The 25,888-nt window shown below is 65.0% G+C and carries 21 protein-coding genes; 7 read left to right on the top strand and 14 right to left on the bottom strand.

Annotated elements, in window-relative coordinates; genetic code table 11:
• The first annotated feature begins 131 nt into the window (after positions 1–131).
• Complete coding sequence (locus M1D32_RS07320; protein WP_458781606.1) at positions 132–479, top strand: Rv3235 family protein; 348 nt, start codon at positions 132–134, stop codon at positions 477–479.
• A gap of 121 nt (positions 480–600) precedes the next feature.
• Here the strand turns inward: M1D32_RS07320 and secA are convergent, their stop codons facing one another.
• The 7 genes from secA to mtrA form a co-directional block, all read right to left on the bottom strand.
• Positions 601–3,339 carry a preprotein translocase subunit SecA gene (gene secA / locus M1D32_RS07315; protein ID WP_458781605.1) on the bottom strand — a complete coding sequence of 913 codons (2,739 nt, stop codon included), beginning with the start codon at positions 3,337–3,339 and terminating at the stop codon, positions 601–603.
• 101 nt (positions 3,340–3,440) lie between these two features.
• Positions 3,441–4,655 (bottom strand): winged helix-turn-helix domain-containing protein, encoded by a 1,215-nt coding sequence (locus M1D32_RS07310; RefSeq protein ID WP_458781604.1) that lies wholly within the window; start codon positions 4,653–4,655, stop codon positions 3,441–3,443.
• 32 nt (positions 4,656–4,687) lie between these two features.
• The gene (hpf, locus tag M1D32_RS07305; RefSeq protein WP_458781603.1) at positions 4,688–5,413 is read right to left on the bottom strand and encodes a ribosome hibernation-promoting factor, HPF/YfiA family; all 726 of its coding nucleotides are present in this window, start codon (positions 5,411–5,413) and stop codon (positions 4,688–4,690) included.
• Positions 5,414–5,557: 144 nt separating this feature from the next.
• Entirely contained in the window at positions 5,558–6,481 is a 924-nt protein-coding gene (locus M1D32_RS07300; protein ID WP_458781602.1) for a ComF family protein, read from the bottom strand.
• Positions 6,482–6,553: 72 nt separating this feature from the next.
• Positions 6,554–8,272, bottom strand: a complete 1,719-nt coding sequence (locus M1D32_RS07295; protein ID WP_458781601.1) for an LpqB family beta-propeller domain-containing protein — start codon at positions 8,270–8,272, stop codon at positions 6,554–6,556.
• Positions 8,269–10,020, bottom strand: coding sequence for an MtrAB system histidine kinase MtrB (mtrB, locus tag M1D32_RS07290; RefSeq protein ID WP_458782125.1), 1,752 nt, complete (start codon positions 10,018–10,020; stop codon positions 8,269–8,271). Before mtrB ends, M1D32_RS07295 begins: the two co-directional genes overlap by 4 nt.
• A gap of 136 nt (positions 10,021–10,156) precedes the next feature.
• Complete coding sequence (gene mtrA / locus M1D32_RS07285) at positions 10,157–10,831, bottom strand: MtrAB system response regulator MtrA (protein ID WP_163162297.1); 675 nt, start codon at positions 10,829–10,831, stop codon at positions 10,157–10,159.
• Positions 10,832–11,013: 182 nt separating this feature from the next.
• Between mtrA and M1D32_RS07280 the strand changes: the two genes are divergently transcribed.
• The 6 genes from M1D32_RS07280 to M1D32_RS07255 are packed head-to-tail and all read left to right on the top strand — an operon-like array spanning position 11,014 to position 17,333.
• Positions 11,014–12,447 carry a DUF7847 domain-containing protein gene (locus M1D32_RS07280; protein ID WP_458781600.1) on the top strand — a complete coding sequence of 478 codons (1,434 nt, stop codon included), beginning with the start codon at positions 11,014–11,016 and terminating at the stop codon, positions 12,445–12,447.
• Positions 12,437–13,102: a DUF4129 domain-containing protein gene (locus M1D32_RS07275; protein WP_458781599.1), complete on the top strand. Its 666-nt coding sequence runs from the start codon at positions 12,437–12,439 to the stop codon at positions 13,100–13,102. The genes M1D32_RS07280 and M1D32_RS07275 overlap by 11 nt, the downstream gene beginning before the upstream one ends.
• Complete coding sequence (locus M1D32_RS07270; protein WP_458781598.1) at positions 13,099–14,298, top strand: DUF4350 domain-containing protein; 1,200 nt, start codon at positions 13,099–13,101, stop codon at positions 14,296–14,298. Before M1D32_RS07275 ends, M1D32_RS07270 begins: the two co-directional genes overlap by 4 nt.
• Positions 14,295–15,287 carry an AAA family ATPase gene (locus tag M1D32_RS07265; RefSeq protein ID WP_458781597.1) on the top strand — a complete coding sequence of 331 codons (993 nt, stop codon included), beginning with the start codon at positions 14,295–14,297 and terminating at the stop codon, positions 15,285–15,287. Before M1D32_RS07270 ends, M1D32_RS07265 begins: the two co-directional genes overlap by 4 nt.
• Complete coding sequence (locus M1D32_RS07260; protein WP_458781596.1) at positions 15,287–16,579, top strand: DUF58 domain-containing protein; 1,293 nt, start codon at positions 15,287–15,289, stop codon at positions 16,577–16,579. The genes M1D32_RS07265 and M1D32_RS07260 overlap by 1 nt, the downstream gene beginning before the upstream one ends.
• A 40-nt stretch (positions 16,580–16,619) precedes the next feature.
• A complete protein-coding gene (locus M1D32_RS07255; protein WP_458781595.1) occupies positions 16,620–17,333 on the top strand; it encodes a DUF4166 domain-containing protein in 714 nt (237 codons plus the stop codon).
• 4 nt (positions 17,334–17,337) lie between these two features.
• On the opposite strand, the gene M1D32_RS07250 is transcribed toward M1D32_RS07255, so the two are convergent.
• The 7 genes from M1D32_RS07250 to mnmA form a co-directional block, all read right to left on the bottom strand.
• Entirely contained in the window at positions 17,338–18,411 is a 1,074-nt protein-coding gene (locus M1D32_RS07250) for a uroporphyrinogen decarboxylase/cobalamine-independent methonine synthase family protein (protein WP_458781594.1), read from the bottom strand.
• Entirely contained in the window at positions 18,408–18,815 is a 408-nt protein-coding gene (locus tag M1D32_RS07245; protein ID WP_458781593.1) for a chorismate mutase, read from the bottom strand. Before M1D32_RS07245 ends, M1D32_RS07250 begins: the two co-directional genes overlap by 4 nt.
• 97 nt (positions 18,816–18,912) lie before the next feature.
• On the bottom strand, positions 18,913–20,637 hold the full coding sequence (locus M1D32_RS07240; RefSeq protein ID WP_458781592.1) for an ABC transporter ATP-binding protein: 1,725 nt from the start codon (positions 20,635–20,637) through the stop codon (positions 18,913–18,915).
• Positions 20,634–21,647, bottom strand: a complete 1,014-nt coding sequence (locus M1D32_RS07235) for an ABC transporter permease (RefSeq protein ID WP_458781591.1) — start codon at positions 21,645–21,647, stop codon at positions 20,634–20,636. The genes M1D32_RS07240 and M1D32_RS07235 overlap by 4 nt, the downstream gene beginning before the upstream one ends.
• A 1-nt stretch (position 21,648) precedes the next feature.
• Positions 21,649–22,740, bottom strand: a complete 1,092-nt coding sequence (locus M1D32_RS07230) for an ABC transporter permease (protein WP_458781590.1) — start codon at positions 22,738–22,740, stop codon at positions 21,649–21,651.
• A 146-nt stretch (positions 22,741–22,886) separates the two neighbouring features.
• Positions 22,887–24,518 carry an ABC transporter substrate-binding protein gene (locus tag M1D32_RS07225; protein WP_458781589.1) on the bottom strand — a complete coding sequence of 544 codons (1,632 nt, stop codon included), beginning with the start codon at positions 24,516–24,518 and terminating at the stop codon, positions 22,887–22,889.
• 236 nt (positions 24,519–24,754) lie between these two features.
• Positions 24,755–25,885, bottom strand: a complete 1,131-nt coding sequence (gene mnmA, locus M1D32_RS07220) for a tRNA 2-thiouridine(34) synthase MnmA (protein ID WP_458781588.1) — start codon at positions 25,883–25,885, stop codon at positions 24,755–24,757.
• Positions 25,886–25,888 lie beyond the last annotated feature (3 nt).

Below are 25,888 nucleotides of genomic sequence, written 5' to 3'. Positions count from 1 at the left end.
CTGTTCGAGCTGTCGAAAAGCCGGGGAGGGCGGTAAATCCGGGCATCCGGCGGATTCCACCGCAGGCCCCGACCAGGATTTCCCCTCCAGTCCAGGCCGGAACACCTCCAGTGTTGCGTCCCGTTGATGAGTTGTCAGAAGTACGTGCGGTCGCCCGCGGTACAGTCCAGGCGGCCATGGAAGTGCTCGCGGGTATTCGCCCCATCCACCAACTGGCCCGGCGGCTTGATCCCCGCTGCCTCGGAGCTTTGCAGCACCGCGCCTGCCTGATCCGGCGCGAAATCACCCGTACGGGCAACCCCGCTCTGGCACGGCTGCACCGGAATTCCATCGTCCGCTCCGTCCGGGTTTGCGAAGTGGACGATGGCATTTTTGAAGCCAGCGCCGTGGTGGTGGACGATGCCCGTGCCAGGGCTGTGGCCGTCCGGCTGGAGCGGGGCAAGCAGGTGTGGCGGGTGACTGAGCTTGTCATTGGCTGACGGGCTGGCAGCACAGAACTCCGGCGGTGCCGAGCCCGTGCAGATTCAAGGCCAAACGGGAGCAGGGCCGGGAAACGATGCCCGGCCCTGCTCTTCATTCAATTATCTTCCTGACGAGGTGTCAGCGCTTTTTCTTCTTTGCAGATCGCCTGGCTGCGTCCTGGGCAGCCGCCTTAGCAGGATTTCCTGAGCGGCCGGAGGACCGGGTTTCCACCCGGGTTTGAGTGCCGCCATCCTCGCGGGGAGCAGTGTACTGCAGCTGGGCGGGCTGGGCAGGGGCTTCCAGTCCAGCGGCCCGCACCTGCGGCTCAACGTGCTCAGTGTGTCCGCCCCGCGCGTCTTCGACAACGACGTCCTGTGCTGGAGTGACTTCAACTTCGAGGTTGAAGAGGAATCCTACGCTTTCCTCGCGGATGGCCTCCATCATGCTTTGGAAGAGGGTAAAGCCCTCACGCTGGTACTCAACAAGAGGGTCACGCTGTGCCATAGCGCGCAGGCCGATCCCCTCCTTGAGGTAGTCCATCTCGTAAAGGTGTTCCTGCCACTTGCGGCCAATCACTGACAGGACAACGCGGCGTTCCAGCTCCCGCATGCTTTCGGAACCGATGGTTTCTTCCCGGGCCTGGTAGACCAGGCGTGCATCGGACAGCAACTCCTCTTTTAGGAACTCAACCGTAAGCCTGGACTTGCCGCCGGCTTCCTCTATGATCTCGTCGGCCGTGACACTCACCGGGTACAGCGTCTTGAGGTTGGTCCAGAGCTGGTTGAAGTCCCAATCGTCGCCGTTGCCCTCCGCCGTGGCAGCATCGATGAGCGATGTGATGGTGTCCTCAATAAAGAACTGCACCTTTTCGTGCAGGTCATCACCTTCAAGGATCCGGCGCCGGTCACCGTAGATGGCCTCGCGCTGGCGGTTGAGGACGTCGTCGTACTTCAGAACGTTCTTGCGCTGTTCGGCGTTGCGGCCCTCTACCTGGCCCTGGGCGGAAGCGATGGCACGGGAGACGAGCTTTGATTCCAGCGCGACGTCGTCCGGCACCGAACTGTTCATCAGGCGCTCCGCGGCGCCTGAGTTGAAGAGCCTCATAAGGTCGTCGGTCAGCGAAAGGTAGAAACGGGACTCGCCGGGGTCGCCCTGGCGGCCGGATCGTCCGCGCAGCTGATTGTCGATGCGGCGCGACTCGTGCCGTTCGGTGCCCAGGACGTACAGGCCGCCCAGGTTCAGAACTTCCTCGTGCTCGTCCTTAACCGACTGCTTGGCAGCTTCAAGGGCGGCAGGCCAGGCGGATTCGTATTCCTCGGAGTTCTCCTCCGGATCAAGGCCGCGTTTCGCCAGCTCCGCCACGGCAGTGAACTCTGCATTGCCGCCGAGCATGATGTCCGTACCGCGGCCGGCCATGTTGGTTGCCACCGTAACGGCGCCCTTTCGGCCTGCTTGCGCCACGATGGCTGCTTCCCGGGCGTGGTTCTTCGCGTTGAGGACTTCGTGGCGGATTCCTTCCTTGGCCAGGAGCCGGGACAGGTATTCGCTCTTTTCCACGCTCGTGGTGCCTACCAGGACCGGCTGGCCCTTTTCGTGCCGTTCGGCAATGTCCTTCACGACGGCGTCGAACTTGACGGCCTCGTTCTTGAAAACCAGGTCCGACTGGTCGATCCGCTGCATGTCGCGGTTGGTGGGAATGGCAACCACACCGAGCTTGTAGGTGCCCATGAATTCCGCTGCTTCGGTCTCGGCAGTTCCGGTCATGCCCGAAAGTTTGCCGTACATGCGGAAGTAGTTCTGCAGCGTTACGGTGGCCAGAGTCTGGTTCTCCGCCTTGATCTCCACGCCTTCTTTGGCCTCGATGGCCTGGTGCATGCCCTCGTTGTAGCGGCGGCCGGCAAGGATACGGCCGGTGTGCTCATCGACGATCAGGACCTCGCCGTCAAGGATGACGTAGTCCTTGTCACGCTTGAACAGTTCCTTCGCCTTGATGGCGTTGTTGAGGAACCCAATGAGGGGCGTGTTGGCGGATTCATAGAGGTTCTGGATGCCGAGGTAGTCCTCGACCTTTTCGATGCCGCTTTCCAGGACACCTACCGTGCGCTTCTTTTCGTCGACTTCGTAGTCCTTCTCCGGCTGGAGCCGCAGGACCACTTTGGCAAATTCGCTGTACCAGCGGTTGGTGTCACCCTGGGCGGGACCGGAAATGATGAGCGGGGTACGGGCTTCATCGATAAGGATGGAGTCGACTTCATCAACAATGGCGAAGTTGTGCCCGCGCTGGACCAGTTCGGATTTGTCCCAGGCCATGTTGTCGCGGAGGTAGTCGAAGCCGAACTCGTTGTTGGTGCCGTAGGTGATATCCGAGGCATACTGCTGGCGCCGCACGGCCGGGTCCTGGTTGGCCAGGATGCAGCCACTGGTCAGGCCGAGGAAACGGTAGACGCGGCCCATGAGGTCGGACTGGTATTCGGCCAGGTAGTCATTGACGGTGATGACGTGGACGCCCTTGCCGGTAAGCGCGTTGAGGTAGGCAGGAGCAGTTGCCACCAGGGTCTTGCCTTCACCGGTCTTCATTTCTGCGATGTTGCCCAGGTGCAGGGCTGCGCCACCCATCAGCTGAACATCGAAGTGGCGCATGCCCAAGGTCCGTGAGGAGGCTTCCCGGACTGCGGCAAAGGCCTCGGGAAGCAGGTCGTCAAGCTTCTCCCCGTCCTGGTGGCGTTCGCGGAGCCGGTCCGTTTCCTCGCGGAGTTCGGCATCCGTGAAGGTCTTGAACGAATCTTCCAGGGCATTGATGGAGTCGGCATAGTTCCGCAGCTGCCGGAGCGTTTTTTTGTCACCGGTGCGGAGAAGTTTTTCGATAAGTGATGCCACGTGAAGATGCTCCCAGTCTCATGCCGCCGAATTCTGGCGTTTTTAGTCTACGGGAGAGACACCGCCCCGGGGCCCGTTTGTTCCCTGAGAGCGGATACGGGCTACAACCCCGCAACGGCCTTCGCGAGCGCGCCGGAGAGATCGCCGCGGCAACCGACCTCCACGTCAGGAAGTCCCAGCCACTCAGCCATCAACCGAAGTTCGGCGGCGAGTTCGATGGCGGTGTCCACCGGGGCGCCCGGCTCGGCGAACGCTGACTTGGCCAGCAGTTTCCCGCCTGCGCGGTCAGCTTTCAGGTCCACCCGTGCCACGATCCTGTCCCTCAGGAGGAAGGGAAGCACGTAGTACCCATACCGCCTCTTGTGCTCGGGTGTGTAGATTTCGATCCGGTAGTGGAAGCCAAACAATTCTTCCAGCCGGCGGCGCTCAAAAACCAGTGAATCAAACGGACTCAGCAGTGCCCGGCCGACCGCCTTACGTGGAAGCGTGGCCTCCACGTGCCGGAACACGTCGCGGTTCCAGCCGGCCACGGCCACCCGCTCCAGCCTGCCGCAGTCCACCAGATGTTCCACGGAGGCAGCGGCCGCCTTGGCCGGCGTGCGGAAGTAGTCAGCGAAACACCGTACGGTGCCGATGCCGTGAGCCTGAGCCGCGGCGTCAATAAGGCGGTGCAGGGCAGGGGCACGTTGGAGTTCCCGGTCCAATGAAAGGGGCACGTCCGGCAGCACCCTGGAGGTCAGGGTGTACTTGCGCTCAAACTGCTCCGTCCTGGAAGCCGCCGAAACGATGCCCTCCTCAAACAGGTGTTCCAGTACACGCTTGACGGCACTCCAGTTCCAACCCCAGTTAACCGCCTGTTTTTCCTCGACGTGGCCGATCCTCGCCGCGATCTCGGCAGCCGTCATGGGTCGTGCGGAGGCAAGTGTTTCAAGGATCCGGGCAGCGATGGTGGCCCGCACACCCGGGTCCATACCTGCGGCGCCCACCCATGCCCTTTTTTGCCAGAGCCGAAGGTCGGGAAAGTGCTCAGGGCGGATATAGCTGGCCTCATGAGCCCAGTACTCCACCATGCGCCGTGGATGGGTGCCGGACATGCGCTGGAGGATGGTGCGGTCGTAGTTTCCGAGCCGGGAGAAGAAGGGGAGAAAGTGGCTCCGGGCGAGAACATTGACGGAATCTATCTGGACGAGCTGGAGCCGGGCAAAGGTGCGGCCCACCGTCCGTGATGTCACGGGGCCGGTGGGCCGTCCTTTGTCGAGTCCCTGTGCTGCCAGAGCAATCCGCCGGGCCTGGTCCAGGCTCAGCGTCGCTGGCACATCAGTCCTCTCTGTGGTTGGTGTTCACCACCCTAGGCGTTTGCTGCTGCGTCGTCCGAACGGTACGCGATAATTTTTTCTTCGACCACGGTGTCACCGGGTTCGCATTCGTGGTCCAGGGTGATGACCCCATAGGTCCAGCCGCGGCGCCGGTAAACGACGGACGGCGTATTAGTAGCCTTATCCACGAAAAGGTAGAAATCATGGCCGACGAGTTCCATGTTGTCCACGGCGTCGTCGAGGGAAAGCGAGGCGGCCGGGAAGACCTTGCGCCGGATCAGGACCGGGGAATCACCAGCCGGGATGTCATTGTCAACATCGTAGGGAGACTTCTCTGCTGGGGCCTGCGCGGTTTCGTTCCGGTGGCTCGCCTCGACATAAATCGGTTCGTGGGCACTGGCGGGCTCCAGCGTGGCGGTTGCTTCACGAACAGCCTTAGGCGTGTGCCGTCCATGATGGACCTTCTTGCGGTCTTTGGCGCGGCGGAGCCGCTCAAGCAGCTTGTTGTACGCGAGGTCGAATGCCGCGAACTTATCAGCGGCGCTTGCTTCGGCACGGATCACCGGTCCCCTGCCCAGAACTGTCACCTCAACGGTCAGCTGGTCGCCGGTCTGCCGGGAACTGGTCTCCTTGGAAACCTTCGCATCAACCCGCTGGACTTTGTCCCCCAGCGACTCGATTTTTGAGATCTTCTCCCCGGCATATTCGCGGAACCGGTCTGAAACTGTCAGATTTCGTCCGCTGATCATAAACTCCATGGTGCCCTCCAAATGACTTCGGTGACACGACGGCAGCACTTCCCTGGGCCGATCTGTTTGACAGTCAAGCCCCTCTCCGAGCCGCCATCGACAGGTACATTCTGTTCTTGGTACCCACCACCGACGTTAGTTCATAGCCATGCGTTATTCATCCTTTCTTGGTTTATTTTTTTCTAAGTCATGCTCCCTTCCCCGGCCTTCAGCGGATGCTGCGCCGGAGGCCGAAGAGTCGGGCGGGCGTGTCGCGGCGAGCACGATTGCGCCGGCCACTACTGCACCTGAAAGGTGCAGCGCCCGGGCCGCTTCCGCCAGTGTCGCGCCTGTGGTGAGGACGTCGTCGATGATGACGCAGCGTCGTCCGGCAACCTTGTTCCGGTCCCGTTGGCGGACCCGCATGGAACCCCGTACGCGCTTTGCGCGGCCGCCGCGGTCCAGGCCTTTTTGTCCCCCGGGCAGTTGGAGGCCCCGCGTTCTGGTCTTTCCCAACACGTCCCGCACCGCAACCCCGGGCACTTGGTGGGACACCTCCCTCAGCAGGAGGTGGACGGGGCTGAAACCGCGCTTCAGGAAGGCTGCGTTGCTGCTCGGTACCGGGACCAGGCAGTGCACTTCCATCCCGGCGGATGCCGAACGGACAGCACAGGCGAGCGCCCGCCCCAGGCTGCCCGTGAGCTGATACTGGCCGTGGCGCTTGAAAGACAGCAGGGCCGAGGCGAGCTCCTCCCGGTATACCCCGGCAGCCACGACGGGCAACAGCACCCTCCCGCCAACGTCCATCAGGGCAGGTGCTCCGCTTTCAGCCCGGAAGGGGTCTCGTGTCAGACGGCGGACGCGGCGGTCGCACTGGGCGCACAGGGCCCGGTCTTCGGCTCCGCAGCAAACGCAGTCCACTGGAACGGCAAGTGCAAGAAGGTCGGCCGCAGCCCCCGCCGTCTGGTCCAGCAGGCGCAAAAGCGCATTCTGATACTCGGAGCGGTGCGCGGCGGACCGTTGTCCTTCCGGTGAAAGGTCCGGGTCCAGGCGTAGCCTTCTCCCGGCACTGGCCTCAGTAGCGGATCTGTTGCTCACCGCACAAGGATCTGACCGGATGCAACCTTGGGACAGGCCGCTGCCTGCCTATGTGGACAACGCCCAACAACATCAGCCAGGGAACGACAGGTCAATGGGTCCCTTGATCTGGGGGGACCAGCCATTTCCGAGCCGCTGGAAGACGCCCTCCCCGGACTGCGCATAGATCTCCTCAGCCCCGTTTCCGGCACTGAGCGCCACCAGCCCGGGCCACGGGGCCAATTGTTGCGGCTGCCCCGAGGTGAGGGACAGCAACTCAGGCGTGACGTTAGACGCCGCGGTACCCTTCATCACGGCAACGGTAGTGTCACTGACCCACACACCCTGGTCCGGTTCGCTGTCGGTGGCCAGGGTAACCGGCGGGGTCAGCTCCCGCGGTGTTCCGTCCGCGGCGCGGATTATGCCGGTCACCTGCACGCGGGTCTTCCCGTTCTGTTCGGAAATCACCAGCGCCCGGACTCCTTCCCGCGAGATCCGGAAGTCCTTGACGGTGCGCCCCGCCAGCCAGGCGGGCGCCAGGGTTACCGACGGCACGTTGACTCCCTCGGCGACGCCGGTGGGGCGGTATGCAACAACTTCGGTTTGCCCCGAAGCTCCCGGTCCTGCCGACCACACCCATTCGTTCAGTCCGAAGGAGGGCCGGGTCAGTGCGCTCCGTGTGGTTAATGCCCGTGCGGGCTCGCCGGGGTTGATGCTGTACAAGGTGGTGCGGCTGTCGTTAAGGAACGCCGCAGTCTGTGACACCGGGGATTCTGCCGGGAACCGCGGGTTGAGGGAAGACACCGGCTGCATATCCGGCAGCGGTGACACCCGGTTGTTCTCGTAGCGCACCAAATCGTTGCCGCTGACGGCAATCTGGCGTGAAGGCACGCTTTTGTCCAGCACCGGTGGGAGGACCGAGCCGTTGTCCTCCACGCGGACCAGGTCCTGGTTGGCGCGCAGCTCAACGTTGACCACGTCCGGCTGGCTGCGGAAAGTCAGCGTCAGCTGCATCTGCATCCGCAGACGGTCTTCAGGTGAGGTTTCCGTAAGTTCCTTGGCTGTCAGGTCCACTTGCGCCGCACCTGAGACAACCGGCACCGACTCCCGGGCCAGCTTGATGCCGGAGGGGAAGGCGCTCACCACCGCCCCTCGCAGGTAAGGCGCAGGCCCGGCCAGCAGTGCACTGGTCATCGCCTTGACAGTCTTGTTCTTGATGAACCAGCGGACATCAGGCACAGCGTACGTGAAGCTGGGGTCATAGAAGTAGATGGGGTAGGCCCCGTAGATGACCTTGAACGTTTCTTCCGCAATTGCCGTGCCATCCGGAAGGGCGGAGATCCGCCATTCCCCGTCCACCTGGGTGACCGTCACTGGAATTTTTTCAACTGTTCCCTCTGGTGACTGGGTGGCTATGCCGTCAGCGTCGACCGTGTAGGCGACGTCGAGCTCATAGTTGTAATCATTCTCCGCCTCACCCGGCACGACCCGTGCTTCACGGTAAACAAGGGCCCGCTGGTCCGGCTTCCAGGACACGGATGACGCCTGGGTCAGATACTGGCGTGCGACGGCGTAGTCGTCCTCATAGCCGCTGCCTGCCCGGTAGAAGTAGTCGATGATCGTTTCGGGCGTGGCGCCCGCCTGCGGCGCCGCCGGCAGGAACACGGGTGCACTGAGGTTGCCCGCGCTTCCTTCACTGCTCTTGCCCACCGGCCCGGACGTGGGAATGCGGGCACAGCCGGACAGCAGGACGGCCAGCAGGACCAGCAGTAGAGCCACGGGTTGCGCCCGGCGCAGGGCGTAGCCCGTCATGTGGTCTCCTTCGACGCCGGCGCCGGAGCAAACGGCGCCCTGCCCGCTTCCAGCACCAGCATGTTTTTGTTGTCCGCCTCATCAGGAAGGGTGATGTCATTGGGTTCCAGTTGGACCGGCGACTTGTCGATCTCCTCGCCTTGACGCAGTGGCAACGTCAGCCGGAAGTTTGCCCCGTTCCCCTTTTTGCCCCAGGCTTGGAGCCAGCCGTCGTGGAGCTTGGTGTCCTCCATCGCTATGGACAGGCCAAGGCCGCTGCCGCCGGTGGTGCGGGCGCGGGCAGGGTCGGCACGCCAGAATCTGTCAAAGACGCGTGCGGCTTCGGCCGGTGCCATGCCAATGCCGTGGTCCCGGACCGCTATTCCGACGGCGGTCTGGCTGGCTGCCACGGTGACCCTTACCGGCTTCCCCTCGCCGTGCTCCACAGCGTTAAGAATAAGGTTCCGAAGGATCCTGTCGATCCTGCGGGCATCCATCTCCACAATGATGGCACCGCCGGGCGCGCTGAGGATGATTTCGGAGCCGTATTCCGCTGCCACAGGCGCCGCCCCTTCAATGACGTGGGCCACCACCTGCAGGATGTCCTCCGGCTCGGCATCCAGCATGGCCACGCCGGCATCGAAGCGGGAGATTTCCAGCAGGTCCGAGAGGAGCGACTGGAAACGCTCCACCTGGTTGTACAGCAGCTCGGCTGAGCGTTTGTTGATGGGGTCGAATTCTTCCCGGGCGTCGTAGAGCACTTCGGCGGCCATCCGCACGGTGGTCAAAGGGGTCCGCAGTTCGTGGGAGACGTCGGACACGAAGCGCTGCTGCATCTGGGACAGCGTGGCCAGCTGGGTGATCTGTTCCTGGAGGCTGGCTGCCATGTGGTTAAAGGATGCACCAAGGCGGGCAACCTCGTCCTCGCCCCGGACCACCATCCGCTCCTGCAACTGGCCGGCCGCCAGCTTTTCGGACACCATCGCGGCGTGGCTGACCGGACTGACGACGTTGCGGGTGACGTACCAGGCAATGGCACCGATCATCAGGACCAGCACGGCGCCGCCGGCCCACAGCACACTTTGGATCTCGTCGAGGGTCTGCTGTGCGGTGTTCAGGTCGTAGATAAGGTACAGCTCATAAACGGTGCCATTGAAGGTCACCTTGTTGCCCACGGCAATGCCGGGACGGTCCTCCGTGCCAACCGGGATCACGGTGGAGGCCCAGTACTGGTCCTTCCCCGACTCCTGCACGGCTTTACGGAGTTCCGGCGGGATGACGCTGACCGTCAGCTGGTCCGATGCCCGTGACTCCACCCACCGGTTGCGGGGTTTGGTCTGTTCGGGCATGGCCTCGAAGACATACCGCCGTTGGATGACCGAACCGCGGCCCTCTACCGCGTTGAGGGTGTCGTACACCAGGGTGATCACGCTGGACTGATCGGTGACCTGGGCGCCGTCGAACGTTTCCTGGACCTGCTTGACGTTGTAGCGCGTCTCCGACTCGGCCTGCGTGAGCCGCTCCTGGAACAGGTTGTTGGCGATCTGGTTCGACAGGTACGCCCCAACCACAGCAAACGAGGTGATCGCAAGCATCAGGGTGGTGAGGACGGTGCGGAACTGCAGCGACCGGCGCCACCGCCGATGCAGGGCCCGCCCTATATACCGGAGCGCCGGCAGGAACCGCCGGAACCCGGTTCGGACCAGCCGGGCAACGCGCAGGCTGACGATCAGGGTGCGGCGCTGCCAGATCCGAGCGCGAAAGGACAGCCTGTGGAGGCCGGCGGTGACGGCGTCCGTGTGCTCGGGGGCCTTGCGCGGCTCATGCCGGTCAGGCCCGCCGTCGGATTCGGGAGAATTTCCCACGGCGGGCGCGTTGGCAGGTCCCCCCTTGGGAACTGCGGGGTCAGGCCCCTGCTTTGTAGCCGACACCACGCACCGTTAATACAACTTCCGGGGCTTCCGGATCCTGCTCGATTTTTGACCGGAGGCGCTGGACATGGACATTGACCAGCCGCGTGTCGGCGGCGTGGCGGTAGCCCCAGACCTGCTCGAGCAGCAGTTCGCGGGTGAATACCTGCCAGGGCTTGCGGGCAAGGGCCACCAGGAGGTCGAACTCCAGCGGCGTGAGGGAGATCCGCTCGTTGCCCCTGCTGACGGTGTGCCCCGCGACGTCGATGGTGATGTCCGCGATCTTCAGGGTTTCGGGGGCTTTCTGGTCGCCGGGCCGAAGCCGCGCGCGGACGCGTGCTACGAGCTCTGCCGGTTTGAAGGGCTTGGGCACGTAGTCGTCGGCGCCGGATTCGAGGCCGCGGACGACGTCGGAGGTGTCTGCCTTGGCGGTGAGCATCACGATGGGCACGTCCGACTCCGCGCGGATCTGCCGGCAGACCTCGATGCCGTCCACGCCGGGAAGCATAAGGTCCAACAGGACAAGGTCAGGCCGGGATGAGCGGAAAACGTCAAGCGCCTTGGCGCCGTCGGCGCAGAAGACCGGCTCGAAGCCGTCATTGCGAAGAACAATTCCGATCATTTCGGCCAGCGCTTCGTCATCATCTACCACCAGAATGCGTGCCTTCATAGTTATATATTCCCTTATCAGGCAGGCTTTGTCCTGTTCAGGGCGCTGCGGCATGGCGGAACGCTAGGTGGCCCGCCTGCGGAACTATAGGCTGGGACGAAGCCGGACGTTCCCGGTGCCCACCGTGTGCTGCGGCCCGGGCGCCGGCGGCCGGGGCACTGCTACAGGGGGAAGGAACACGGGTGTCACAAGAGGATCCGGGCGCGCAGCAGCCCCAGGGCTGGGACCGGTCCGGTGAAGGCGGTGGCGCCGGCAGCGAAGGCCCCGGCAACGAAGGCCCCGTCAGCAAAGGTCCCGACGCTGACGGCGGCCCGGGCGCCAGCAGCAACGCCAGCGACGACGGCGCACCTGGCTTCGACCCTAATGTCCAGCCCGCGCCTCCTATTCATTACCAGGCCGGTTGGGGTTCAGCGCCTGCGTGGGGCAGGCAGCCTGAATGGGGTGGCCAGCCCGTCTGGGGATCCGGGCCGGGACAGCAGCAGTGGGGCACACCGCAGTCCCCGACCCCTGGTCCGAACCACGGCCAGCAACCGTACGGTCAGCAACCCTACGGCCAGCCCCGCTATGTAGCCCCGCCCAAACCCGGCATCGTTCCGCTGCGCCCGCTGATGTTCGGTGAGATCCTGGATGGTTCCTTCCAGACCATTCGGCGCAACGGGAAGGCCATGCTGGGCGCCGCCGTCCTGGCGCAATCGCTCGCAGCCATCCTCGCCGCAGTGATCACGGCCGTGACAGCCACCTCCCTGGTCTCCTTCGAAACATGGGCGGAAAGCGCCAGTCCCGCCGATCTTGCCTCCCTCGGCCTGGGATTTCTGGCTGCCGTCCTGCTGGTAGTGATCCTCACGCTTTTTATCTCGGCCGTGCTCCAAGGCGCCATGGTGGTGCCCGTGGCGCGGTCCATCCTCAACCGCCCCACCGGGTTCAGGCAAATGTGGGGCCTGGCACGTTCGCGCGCCTGGGCGCTGGTCCGCCTGGCCGCGCTGATGATGGTGGCGGGCCTGCTCGGGTTTCTGGTGATGGCAGCGGTCGCCGTGGGGCTGGTCGCCAGCATGGAAGGCGCAGGTGCCCTGCTGCTGATTCCCCTGGTGCCTGCTTTTATTGCCGTGTTCGTGTGGATCTATATCAAGCTGTTGGTGGCCCCTGCCGCCGTCGTCATCGAAGAACTTGGCGCCCTGGACAGCTTGCGCCGCTCCTGGGCACTCACCCGCGCCAACTGGTGGCGGATCTTCGGCATCACCCTGGTGGTGAGCATCATGGTGGGCATCATCGGGCAAGTGGTCATGATTCCGGTGAGCCTGGTGCCCACCTTCCTTGGCGGTTTTATCTCGCCGCACGGCGGCACTGAGCAGGACGTCGCCATCGCCGTTGCCGTCGGCGTGGCCACTGCCGTCCTCGGTGCACTGATCGGCGCAGTCGGCTACGCGTTCCAAACGTCGGTGATGGCGCTGATCTACATGGATCTTCGAATGCGGAAGGACGGGCTGGACATCGCCCTGCTCCGCCTGCTGGAAACCGGCGCGGATCCTGAAGGAATCCCCGGCCGCGGGATGACTGCATCGGGGCCGGGCCCTCGTCCCGGGACGGGCCCCGGCGGAGCCTGGCCGAATGTCCGCTGAACCTCCGGTGCTCCCGGGGGCTGAGGAAGCCCGGCGGTGGGCAGCTGAGGAACTTGCTAAATCCGAGTACCGGGACGCTGAACCGGGTTGGCTGGACTCGTTGTGGCGAAGTTTCCTGGACTGGCTGCTGTCCCTGGACGGGCCGGCCGGCGAAGCGGGCCCGGTGCCGAGCCCGGCCATCGGAATCGTGATCGCGGTAGTCATCGCCGTCGCCGTGATCCTGGCCCGGCCCCGCCTGAACCCGAAGACCCGGCAGCGTAAGCAGGTCTTCGAGCCGGACACTGAACTGAAAGCTTCGCACTACCGGATACGCGCGGAAGCCTCGGCCGCAGCAGGCAAATGGGGGGACGCCGTCGTCGACCGGTTCCGTGCGCTGGTCCGTTCCGCGGAAGACCGTACGGTCTTTGATCCGCAGCCGGGCCGGACCGCTGATGAAGTGGTCCTCGCCCTGTCCGTCCCGTTCCCGGCTGAGGCGGCACGCCTCGAGCAGGCCGCCAGGACCTTCGACGCAGTACGCTACGGAAACTGGACGGCGGGCAGTTCTGACTACCAGTCGATAACCGTCCTCGACCAACATCTCGAGGCAACCAAGCCTGTCAGGAACCTAGACCAGCAAAATGGCGCCCTGCAGCAGGACCCGGCGGCGCTGCCATGACCGGGATGGTTTCCGAAGCTGCGAACACGGAGAGCCACAGCGCCGAAACCGGGGTTGCCGGCAGGAATCCGCTTCGGTGGCTTCGCCGCCACCGCGCCCTGGCCGCCGTGGCAGCAGTCGTGGCGGTGGCCTTGGGGCTGGTTATCTGGGGCCAGCTCGCCCCCAGGGGCGACGGCGTTTCCTTGTCTGTCCATAATCCCGGACCAGAGGGGGCACGGGCTGTCACCCAAATTTTGGGCCGTCACGGGGTTGACGTCCAGGACGCCAACACGTTCGACGACGCGATGGCCGCCCTTGCCGACGGTGACTCCCCCACGCTCCTGCTGTACGACCGGAGCGCGTTCCTGGACGACTCCCGGCTGCGCGAACTCTCCGGCGCCGCGAAGCGCTTGGTGGTTGTATCGCCCCGCCTGCAGACGCTTGCCGCGCTGGACAGCGGGATCAGCCAGGCCGGCGTGGTGCCCGAGGCAGCAACAGTCCTCGAGCCCGGTTGCGCGCTCCCGGATGCGGAGGCTGCCGGCGCCGTTTCCGGCCAGTCCGGCTTCGTGTACGACGGCGGGACGTCCTGCTACCGGCCCACAGACTCCGCCGCCGGGCTGCTGACCGTAAGTGCCGACGGGCACCTCTCGGTCCTGGGCAGCACGGCCATCCTCAGCAATGAACGGCTCGACGAACTGGGCAACGCCGCCCTCGCGATCCGGACCCTGGGCAGTTCACCGGACCTGGTCTGGTACCTGCCGTCCGTGGCCGACCTGGAGACGTCCGGTTCCCCGCAGACGCTGGATGAGCTTGCGCCGCCCTGGGCCCGTTTCCTTGGCCTCTGGCTCGCCCTGGTGGCACTGGCGGCAATCCTTTGGCGGGGCCGGCGGCACGGACCGCTGGTCTTCGAGCCGCTGCCCGTGGTGGTCAAGGCTGTGGAGACTGCAGAGGGAAGGGCCCGGCTCTACCACGACTCGCATGCAATCGAACAAGCCCGGGACAACCTTCGGGCCGGCACGCTGGTTCGGCTGGGCCGGAAGCTGCGGCTGGGGCCAGGTGCCACCGCGGACGACACTGCTGAAGCGGCGGCACGGTTCCTGGACCGGCCCTCCCAGGACATCAAACAACTCCTCAACGAACATCCCCGCAGCGAGGCACGGCTTGTGGCCTGGTCGCAGGAGCTGGACACCCTAGAGAAAGAGGTCAGTAGCCGATGAGCGAACAAGGCAGCGGCCCCCGGGTCCTTGACGATACCCATGATTCGGCCCGGCAGGCGCTGCTGAGCGTGCGCCATGAGGTGGCAAAGGCAGTGGTGGGGCAGGATGCCACCGTCACCGGCCTGCTGATTGCCCTGCTGTCGCAGGGGCATGTGCTGCTGGAAGGTGTGCCGGGTGTAGCCAAGACCCTGCTGGTGCGGGCGTTGTCCGCAGCCCTGAGCCTTGACACCAAACGGGTGCAGTTCACCCCGGACCTGATGCCTGGCGACGTCACCGGTTCCCTGGTGTACGACTCCCACAGTTCCGAGTTCTCGTTCCGGGAGGGGCCGGTGTTCACAAACCTCCTGCTCGCCGACGAAATCAACCGGACCCCGCCCAAGACCCAGGCATCGCTGCTTGAGGCCATGGAGGAGCGGCAGGTCTCGGTGGACGGCGTCTCGCGGCCGCTGCCCTCCCCATTCCTTGTTGCCGCCACCCAAAACCCGGTGGAGTACGAGGGCACCTATCCACTCCCCGAGGCACAGCTGGACCGTTTCCTGCTGAAGCTCACCATGCCCTTGCCGGAGCGCCGGGACGAGATGGAAGTGATCCGCCGCCACGCCGCCGGCTTCGACCCGCGTGGCCTTGCAGCCGCCGGTGTCCGGCCGGTGGCAGGCGCGGCGGACCTTGAGCGGGCCCGGCAGGCGGTGGCCACCGTTGCGGTCGAGCCTGAAATCATTGGCTACATCGTGGATCTTGCCCGGGCCACGCGGTCGGCACCATCCTTCCAGTTGGGCGTCTCACCCCGCGGTGCCACGGCATTGCTGAACACATCGCGGTCCTGGGCCTGGCTGTCGGGCCGGGGTTTCGTCACACCGGATGACGTCAAGGCGCTGGCCCTGCCCTGCCTGCGGCACCGGGTGACGCTGCAGCCTGAAGCGCAGATGGACGGGGTGCGGGTGGACGACGTTCTGGCCAGCATCCTCGCTTCCGTGCCCGTGCCGCGCTGATGGCCATTTCCGGGCGTTTTGTGGTGCTGGTGCTGCTGGGCCTGGTGCCGGTCCTGCTGGTGCCCGGCTGGGGAACGTTCTTCCTTGTGGCCGGCTGCCTGCTGGTTCTGGCAGCCGTGGACCTTCTCCTGGCCGGCTCGCTCCGCAACGTCCGGGCTGCGCGCCGGGAGCCCGGCACCGTGACGCTGCACGGCACCGCGAACTCTGTGCTGACCGTCCGGAACGATGGACGGCGCCGGTTGCGCGGGACCGTACGCGATGCCTGGCAGCCCTCCGCCGGCGCCCAAAATCCTGTCCAGGACATTAGCGTTCCGGCTGGCGAAAGCCGCCGGACCAGTGTGCGGCTGCGGCCTGCCAGGCGCGGAGACCTCAAGGCCCCCCACGTCACCATCCGCTCCTACGGACCCATGCTGCTGGCAGCCCGCCAGCGGACCATCGACTGCCCCGGCTTACTGCGGGTCCTGCCTCCTTTTAATTCCCGGCGGCACCTGCCGTCCAAACTGCGCAAGCTCCGCGAGCTCGACGGCAAGGCTGCGGTCCAAATCAGGGGAGCCGGCACCGAGTTTGATTCCCTGCGTGACTACGTCCGGGGCGACGACGTCCGCTCCATTGACTGGCGCGCAACCGCCCGCAGGTCTGCCGTCGTGGTGCGCACCTGGCGGCCGGAACGCGACCGGCGCGTCGTGATGGTTCTGGACACGTCCAGGACCTCGGCAGCAAGGATCGACGACGAGCCCCGCCTGGATACCGGAATGGAAGCGGCCCTCCTGCTGGGAGTCCTTGCGGAAAGGGGCGGCGACCGGGTGGACTTCCTGGCCTTTGACCGGCGAACGCGGGCCAGGGCGGGATCTGCCGGGCAGGGTAATCTCCTGGGCCAGTTGGTCCAGGCGATGGCCCCGCTGGAAGCCGAACTCATCGAACTGGACTGGTCGGCGATCCCGGGGCAGGTCCGCGCCGTGTCAGCCCACCGGTCCCTGGTGGTGCTGTTGACCTCTTTGGAGGGCGGCGCACCTGAGGAGGGCCTCATTCCCACTGCCATCCAACTGGCCCGCCAGCACGTGGTGGTAGTGGCGGCTGTCCGGGACCCCGAACTCGGAACGATGCTGCGGGAACGTGACAGCGCCGCCGGTGTCTTCCGTGCCGCCGCCGCCGAACGCGCGCTTCTGCAGCGGGCAGCAGTCACCGCTGAACTCCGGCATCATGGCGTGGAAGTGGTTGACGCTGAGCCGCAGGAGCTCCCGCCACAGCTGGCGGATATGTACATCAGGCTCAAGGCTGCAGGTAGATTGTGAAGTCCCCATCGCTGTCCGTGCCCCTCACGAGGAGGTCCCCATGAACTTACCGATCTACCAGCAGGCCCTGGGGCCGGACTTCGGCCGGCTGCAGCCCGAACTGCAGGAGTACTTTGCCCTGGTACCGGGCAGCGGCCGGTACGGCGTAGGCGAGGGCACGTTCGACGTCGTGGGCTGCCGCCAGGACTGGCTGCGTCCGCTGCTGCGGCTGACCGGCGGGGAGGAAGCATTTTTCCCCGAGTATGGGGAGAACATTCCGTTCCGGATCGAAAACCACGCCCACCAGGATCCCTTTGGCCGCTCAAGCCTCACGGCGCGGCGGGAAATCCGCTTCCCGGGGCGTACCCGGATCTTCCAGGACACCACCAGCGTTGTCCGCCGCAAAGGGGGAGCCCGGCTGGTTGACTACGTGGGGAGGTACCGGCGGCTGGTGACCGACCTGAACCTGAGCGTGACAGCGGAGGGACGGCTCCGCGGCGTTTCCGAAGCGTCAAGGCTTTTCCTTGGGCCCCTCCGGATCCCCCTTCCCGCGGCCCTGGACGCCAAAGCCTACGCGGAACAATGGTGGGATCCAACCGAGGGCAGCAATGGGAAACACCACATCCAGGTCAAGGTGATCCAGCCCCAGATCGGACTGGTGCTGGTCTACGCCGGCAGCTTCGACTACAGGCTGCGGGCATACACCGGCGGGAGCGCGGCACGGAGCTTCCTGCCGCGGTACGCGCAGCCGGACCGCTGGGAAAACCGCCTTTGACGCCCTAGCCCTGCGCCAGCTGGTTCAGCCCATCGGCGAGCTGAGTGATCCGGCCCAGGACTGCCGTAGCGTCAGCCGGGCTGCGGCCGGCAAGCCCGGCAGAGGGCGTAACGCGGACAGTGCTGAGGGCCGTCGCCGGCAGGCCCAGCTGGTGCCAGGGACGCCAGACCGCCTCGACGCAGTCAGACACCTTCGCCAGGGAGTTCCCCGCGACGTCCATGGCCCCGATCCACAGACGTTTGTCTGATTCCACGGCTCCCGCCAGTTGCTCCCATTGCCGGGCGGTCAGCGCCTTCAGCGGAACAGCAATGCCGTCCGCTCCGGCGGCAAGGATCTGCTCGAACGGCGCCTCAATCTCGGGAACAGCAATAACGATCTCGGCGGCGCCGGCGGCCCGCAAAGCATCCAGGACAACGCGCCAGGACTCCCGCGCCTCCGACGCCGCAACTGCACGCAGCGTGCGGTAACCGCTGGAGGTGGGAATGGTGCCGGCCAGGACGGCTGCGATGTCAGGCTCATCCATCTGGACGACCAACCGGGCACCGGGAACCGCCGCCGAGACCCGGGAAAGATACGTGCCGACGCCGGCAGCAAGGGAAGCTGCGAGATCCCGCCGGGCTCCGTAGTCGATGAGGGCGCGCTCGCCGTTATGCAGGTGGAGGCCGGCGGCAAGGCTCAGCGGGCCCACCAACTGGACCTTCACCTCGGCAGCCGGTTTCTCCTCTGCACCGGCCACATCGGCCAGGACATTGATGTCAGTGGCAAGGGCGGAGGCAGCGCGGCGGAAGTCCTTGCCGGGACGGTCCACCAGCCGCCAGCCATAGGGTTGGACGTCCACGGCCAGCTCCTCGAGGAGGCAAGCCGTGCGGCCCAGGGCATCTGACCCCACGCCCCGGTCTGGCAGTTCGGCGAGGAAGGGCAGATGGGGGCTGCCCAGCTCGCCCCGGATGATCTTTGCCGCCTCCACCGGGTCCTCGCCGGGCCAGGGCCCCAGTCCGGTGGCGGTTACTTCCCTCGGCGGCGCCTCGTTGCCGCGGGCTGCCCCGGAACCGGCTTCGTGCCGCTCTCCCGTCCTCACGCGAGCGCTGATGCCTGCGGGTGCTGCCCCGAGGAAGCCTCATGGTCTTCGGCGATCGCCTCGTGATGCCGGATGACTTCACCGATGATGAAATTGAGGAACTTCTCAGCAAAGGCAGGATCCAGGTGGGCGTCTTCGGCCAGCCTGCGCAGCCGTGCAATTTGGGCTGCCTCGCGCCCCGGGTCGCCTGCTGGCAGCCGATGCGTGGCTTTGAGGAACCCGACTTTCTGGGTTGCCTTGAATCGCTCAGCCAGGAGGTAGACCAGCGTGGCGTCGATGTTGTCGATGCTGGAGCGGATGGAGAGCAGCTCAGCCATCACCGAGTTGTCCACCTGGCCGGCCAGCGAACTGGCGGAGGGATCGTAGTCATCGGAGCCAGGAGCGTGGAGGTTGTGCTGCGTCATGGTTCAAGTCTATGGGAGGGCTCCCGTTTCGAGCGGGGTGTTAAGCGCCGGTGCCGCTATCCGGCACCGGCGCTTAGTGCAGGCCCGGGTCAGTGCATCAAATGCCGAGCAGTGCCCGGTGTTCTTCCCGCCGCTTCGCCTGTTCCTGCGGATCCGGTACGGGAAGGGACGCGATGAGCCGCCGCGTGTAGTCATGCTGCGGGTTTCCCATCACCTGGCTCCCAATCCCCTGCTCCACCAGCCTGCCCTTGTACAGGACGCCCACCCAGGAGGACAGGATGTCCACCACAGCGAGGTCGTGGCTGATGAAGAGGCAGGCGAAGCCAAACTCCTGCTGGATGTCCTTAAACAGCTCCAGGACCTTGGCCTGCACTGAAACGTCCAGGGCCGACGTCGGTTCATCAGCTATCAGCAGCCGAGGGTTAAGGCTGAGGGCCCGCGCCAGCGATGCGCGCTGGCGCTGCCCTCCGGACAGCTCATGCGGGTACCGTCCCGCGTACGACGCCGGCAGCTGGACTGATTCGAGCAGCTCGCCTACGCGTTTGCGCGCCTGCGCCGGGCTTGGCTTGGTGTGGATGACCATGGGTTCGGCGATGCAGTCCCCGATGGTCAGTTGCGGGTTGAACGAGGCAGCAGGGTCCTGGAACACAAAGCCGATGTCCTTCCGGAGCGGTTTGAAGGTCCGCTCCCGGAGGTTCAGCATTTCGTATCCCAGCACCCGGAGGCTGCCGCCAGTGGTCCTGTTGAGGCCCGCGATGGCCCGCCCGATGGTGGTCTTCCCGGAACCGGACTCCCCTACCAGCCCGAACACTTCGCCCCGGGAAACGGTGAAGCTGACCCGGTCCACGGCTTTGAATGCCGGTGTTCCGAGCCTGCCCGGGTACTCGATGGTCAAGTTGTCCGCTTCCACCAGGACTTCCTCATCCTGGTGCGCCCGGCGGGTAAGTCCTTGCGAGGCGGAGTTGTGCCCGAGGTGCGGTACCGCGGCGAGCAGCCTTCGGGTGTAGTCCTGCCGTGGTTCCGCAAACAGGGTTCGGGCGGGCGCTTCCTCGACAACGTCCCCCTGGTACATCACCACCACGCGGTCGGCGAGGTCGGCCACCACCCCCATGTTGTGCGTGATGAGCACAATGGACGTGCCGTACTTGTCCCGCAGGTCCCGGAGCAGTTCCAGGATCTCTGCCTGGACCGTGACGTCCAGCGCGGTGGTGGGTTCGTCGGCAACGATGAGGCCGGGGTTCAGTGCCAGGGCCGCGGCGATCACCACCCGCTGCTTCTGTCCTCCGGAGAACTGGTGCGGGTAGTAGTTGACGCGGTGTTCCGGATCGGGGATGCCGACCTTGCGCAGCGCTTCAACGGCCCGGGACTTGGCTTCCCTGGCCGAAACCCGTTTTCCGCCACTGCCTGAATGCGCCCGGATGCCTTCGGCGATCTGCCAGCCGACGGTGAACACCGGATTCAGCGCCGTGGAGGGTTCCTGGAAAACCATGGCCACGTCACGGCCACGGATCTGGCGCAGGCGGGCGGCGCTGACACTGATGACGTCAGCCCCGTTGATCACCACTGCACCTGTACTGCTGGCCGTTTCCGGAAGCAGGCCCAGAATGGTTTTGGCGGTGACCGTCTTGCCGGACCCGGACTCCCCCACGATGGCGAGTACTTCGCCCTTCCCGACTTCCAGGCTGACATCCTTGACGGCATGGACAGGCCCGCCGTCGGTGGCAAACGTGACCTGAAGGTGGTCGATGTCGAGAACCGGGCGGCCGCCGTCGGACTGCCCCCCGGAATGCCGGCCGGACAACGGGTCGATGTTGACGGTCATGATGCCCTCACTTCTGTTGCGATGGCGCCGGTATCCGCCGGCGCCGGCGAGTTGCCCCGCGTGCTCTTGCGGCCGCGCAGGCGCGGATCATTCAGGTCGTTGATGCTCTCGCCCACCAGGGTCAGGCCCACCACGGTCAGCACGATGGCCAGGCCCGGGAACATTCCGGTCCACCAGATTCCGGAGGTGGTGTCGGCGAGCGCCTTGTTGAGGTCGAAGCCCCATTCCGCGGCCGAGCTGGGTTCGATGCCGAAACCCAGGAAGCCCAGACCGGCCAGGGTGAGGATGGCTTCGGAAGCATTCAGCGTGAAGATCAGCGGCAGGGTGCGCGTGGCGTTGCGGTAGATGTGGCGGCTCATGATGCGGACGTTGGAGGCGCCCACCACTTTTGCTGACTCTACGAACGGCTCGGCCTTAAGCCTGACAGTCTCGGCGCGGATAACCCGGAAATACTGCGGAATGAATACCAGCGTGATGGCCGTGCCGGCGGCAAAGATGCCGCCGATGAGGCTGGACTGCCCCCCGCTGATGACAATGGCCATGACGATGGCCACCAGCAGCGACGGAAAGGCGTAGACAGCGTCGGCGATGACCACCAGGATCCGGTCGAGCCACCCGCCCAGGTAGCCGCTGACCAAGCCAAGGACGACGCCGACGACGATGGACATGGCCACGGCAACGACGATCACCAGGATTGCGGTCTGTGCACCCCAGATCACCCGCGACAGGACGTCGTAGCCCCCTACCGTTGTACCCAGGAGGTGCTTGCCGCCCGGGGCCTGCTGGGTGGGGAAGTTGCCGTCGGCGTCGGAGAGCTGGGAGAAGCCGTAGGGCGCCAGCAGCGGGGCGAAGAGCGCCGTCAGGACGAAAGCGCCGGTCAGGATCAGGCCTGCCACCAGCATGCCGCGCTGGAGGCCAACGCTTTTGTTGAAATGCGAGACGACCGGCAGGCGCCGGTACCAGGGCGCGCGGGGACTTTCCATGGGGACGGGAACGGCTGGAATGCTCATGTCAGTACCTCACGCGGGGATCGATCAGCGCGGCGATGATGTCCACGATGAAGTTGGTCATGGCGACGATGATGGCGAGCAGCACCACGATGCCCTGGACCGCCACGAAGTCGCGTGCTGTGAGGTAGTTGGCCAGCTGGAATCCCAGGCCCTTCCACTCAAACGTCTTTTCGGTCAGCACCGCCCCGCCGAGCATCACGGCGATCTGCAGCCCCATCACGGTGATGATCGGGATCAGGGCGGGCTTGTAGGCATGCTTGGTGACCAGGCGGTATTCGCTCACTCCCCTGGACCGGCCGGCCTCCACGTAATCCCTGCCCAAGGTGCCGATGACGTTGGTCCGGACAAGGCGCAGGAAGATCCCGGCCGTCAGGAGCCCCAGCGCCACCGCAGGCAGGACAGCATGGGCCATGACGTCGCTGAGCGCTGCCATGTTTCCGCTTCGGAGCGCGTCCAGCCAGTAGATCCCGGTGGGGGCCTCCAGGGATGTCAGGGCGAGTTCGCTGGATGTTTTGGCCCTGCCTGCTACTGGCAGCCACCCCAGCCAGACTGAAAACGTAAGCTTCAGCAGCATGCCCGCGAAGAACACGGGGGTGGCGTAGCAAAGAATGGCGAAGACCCGCAGGACGGCGTCGGGCGCTTTGTCCCGGCGGTGCGCCGCGACCATGCCGAGCGGGATGCCTACCAGGAGGGCGACGAGCAAAGCGTTGATGGTCAGCTCCAGTGTTGCTGAGCCATAGGTTGAGAGCATTTCGACGACGGCCCGGTTGTCCGTGAGGGTGCGGCCGAAGTTGCCCGTGGCCAACTGGCCGAGGTATTCGAAGTACTGGACCAGGAGGGGCCGGTCGTAGCCGGCCGCCTGGATGCGCTCCTGAAGCTGGTCGGCAGGCAGCCGGCCGCCCATGGCTGCAGTAATGGGGTCACCGGTGATCCTCATCAGGAAGAAGACCATGGTCACCAGGATGAAGATTGTGGGGAAGATCAGCAGGAAACGGATCAGGATGTACTGGCCCAGTCCACCGCCGGAAGATTTTTTGGTGGCCGGGAGGAGGCCGTCCGCCTCGCTTGGTGGCGCGTCAATGAGTGTTGTCATGGGTACCTAAAGTTGTCGTTGCCGGCGCTGCGGCTCCAAGCAGGTGGGCAGCACCGTGGCCAGCAGACGGGGCGGGACGCGTGCACCTGGCTGCAGGCGCATCACGTCCCGCCCCGTGTGCGGTCAGAGCCGGATGGTCGCTGTACCTACTTGGACATCACGCCAAGACGGGTCTTGAACGACGCGTCCAGGGTCTTTTCGACTCCCTGGACATCCGTTCCGGCCACCATCACCTGGGCGCCCTGCAGGAGCGGCAGCGTGGAGAGATCCTTGGCGATTGCTTCTTGGGCCTGGCCGAGCAGTTCGCTCCGCTCGGCCTTGTCCGTGGTGACGAGCTGGTTCTTGACGATCTCCGTCACGGCGGGATTCTCGTAGTGGTTGCCGAGGAAGTTGCCCGGGATGAAGAACGGCGTCAGGTAGTTGTCGGCGTCCGAGTAGTCCGGGAACCAGCCGAGCTGGTAAACCGGGTAAGCATCCGCCCGGCGTTCCTTGGTGTAGGTGGTCCATTCCGTGGACTTGAGGTCCACGGTAAAGAGGCCTGACTTCTCAAGCTGTTCCTTCACGAGGGCATACTCATCTGCAGCCGACGTGCCGTACCGGTCCGTGTACTGCAGCTTAAGGTCGACCGGGGAGGTGATGCCGGCGTCGGCCAGGACCTTCTTAGCCTTGTCCAGGCTGGGCTTGCCGCTGCCGTCACCATAGAGGCTCTTCAGTGGCTCCGTAGCTCCCTCGAATTCCTTGGGGACGTAGGAGTAGACGGGCGTGTAGGTGTTCTTGAACACCTGGGAGGCAATAACATCGCGGTCAACGAGGTGCGCAATGGCCTGCCGCACTGCCAGCGACTTCGCGGGATCGGCCTCGGGCGTCTTGGCACCGAACGGCATGGTATCGAAGTTGAAGACCATGTAGCGCAGTTCCCCGCCGGGCCCCTTGTGGACCTTGACCTTGGAGTCCTGTTCCAGGTCGGCCACGTCGGTGGCCGTGAGGATACGGCCCGCCACATCGATGTTGCCCTGCTGGACATCGAGTTTCAGGTTGTTCGGGTCCGCGTAGTGCTTGAGCGTCGCGCCGTCATTGGCGGCTGCGCCCAGCATTCCCTGGTAGTCCGGGTTGGGCTTGAAACTGACCAGTTCGTTCTTCTTGTAGCTTTCAATCGTGTACTGGCCGGCAAAAGGCTTCGCGGCAATGATGGCGTCATCGTCCATGATCTTGTCCGCGGGGAAGACTTCCTCGTCCACAATGGGTCCCGGGTTCGAGGCGAGGACGCCCGGGAACACCTGGTCGTTTCCAGCAGCGAGGGTGAACACCACCGTGTTGGGGTCCGTCGCTTCGATTTTCTCCATATTGGCCAGGAGCGAAGCGGGACCGTTGGGATCGTCAATGGCCTTGACGCGGTTGAACGAGAAAACGACGTCGGAGGAGTCAAGGGTGTGGCCGTTGGCGAACTTCAGGTCCGGCTTTAGCTTCACGGTGAACTCGGTGGGGCTGGTAAAGGAAGCCGACTCAGCGATGTCCGGGGTGGCATCGGCGGTGCCGGGCTTGTAGTTGAGCAGGAAGGGGTATATCTGGTTCATCACCATAAAGGAGCCGCCATCGTAGGAGCCGGCGGGATCCAGCGTGACAACTTTGTCAGTGGTTCCGTAGGTGATGGCCCCGCCGCCGGCATCGCCGGTAGTGGTTCCGCCGCCGCCTGAGGGGCCCGTGCAGGCCGTCAGTGCAAGCGCGGAAATGCCTGCCAGCGCGATCGCGCCGTGCAGTGCCTTGTTGCTCTTCGTCATCTGTGAACTTTCTGTTCGATGAGTACGCGCCCTGCCGCCACTGCAGGATGTCTTTGCCTGGGCGGGAGCTCGCTGTGCTGATGCCTAGATTCAATCAGAGAGTCAATCCCCAACACGGGCCATTTTGTGAGTTGAGACACAAAATTTACCTGAATGATGCGGTGCTCTCATTTGCCGGCGGCGCAACGAAGAACACCGCCCCGGCGAAACCGCGGCGGTATGTGGAATGAAGGGTTCTAGAGCGCGGCGCGCTGGAGCGAGCGTGCGGCGTCGATGGTGGCCTGGCCCAGTACCCGGCTGCCCTGGTAAAGGACCACGGTCTGCCCGGGGGCGACGCCGCGCAGCGGCGTGGTCAGCCGAACCACCAGTTCAGCGCCGGCACCTTCTTCCTGAGCTTCCATGCGGGCCGTCGCGGGGACGGGGTCGCCGTGCGCGCGGACCTGGGCGTAGCAGTCGAAGTCCTCGCCCGTTTCCACTTCCACAATGGGCAGGCCGGCCCAGGACACCTTGATGCCCCTGATTTCGTCAATGGCCAGCAGGGCTTCGGGACCCACCACCACCTTGTTTTCCTTGGGCCGGATCTCAAGGACAAACCGCGGCTTGCCGTCAGCGGCGGGGGTGCCCAGTTTCAGGCCGCGGCGCTGGCCCACTGTGAAGGCGTTGGCACCCGGGTGCTCCCCCACCTTGGTGCCGGTTTCATCCACGATGTCGCCGGTGGTCATGTCGATCTTTTCGGCGAGCCAGCCGGCGGTGTCGCCGTCGGGGATGAAGCAGATGTCGTGGCTGTCGGGCTTGTTGGCCACGGAGAGGCCGCGGCGTTCAGCTTCCGCACGCACTTCAGCCTTGGAGGGCGTGTCGGCCAGCGGGAACATGGAGTGCTTGAGCTGCTCGTGCGTCAGGACGCCCAGGACGTAGCTCTGGTCCTTGGCCCAGTCAGCGGCGCGGTGCAGTTCGCGGTTGCCGTCGGCGTCCTCGATAACCTTGGCATAGTGTCCGGTGCAGACGGCATCGAAGCCCAGGGCGATCGCCTTTTCCAGCAGCGCCGCGAACTTGATCCGCTCATTGCAGCGCATGCACGGGTTGGGGGTGCGGCCGGCCGCGTATTCGTCGATAAAGTCCTGGACAACGTCCTCCTTGAAGCGTTCGGAGAAGTCCCACACGTAGTAGGGAATGCCCAGGACGTCGCAGGCGCGCCAGGCGTCCCGGGAGTCCTCGATGGTGCAGCAGCCGCGGCTTCCGGTCCGCAGTGTGCCGGGCATGCGGGAGAGGGCCAGGTGGACCCCGACGACGTCGTGCCCCGCCTCGACGGCGCGGGCGGCGGCGACGGCGGAATCAACTCCGCCGCTCATGGCTGCTAGGACTCGCATACT

The organism is Arthrobacter sp. D3-16, from assembly GCF_054408515.1.
This window is presented reverse-complemented; position numbering and strand designations above follow the sequence as displayed.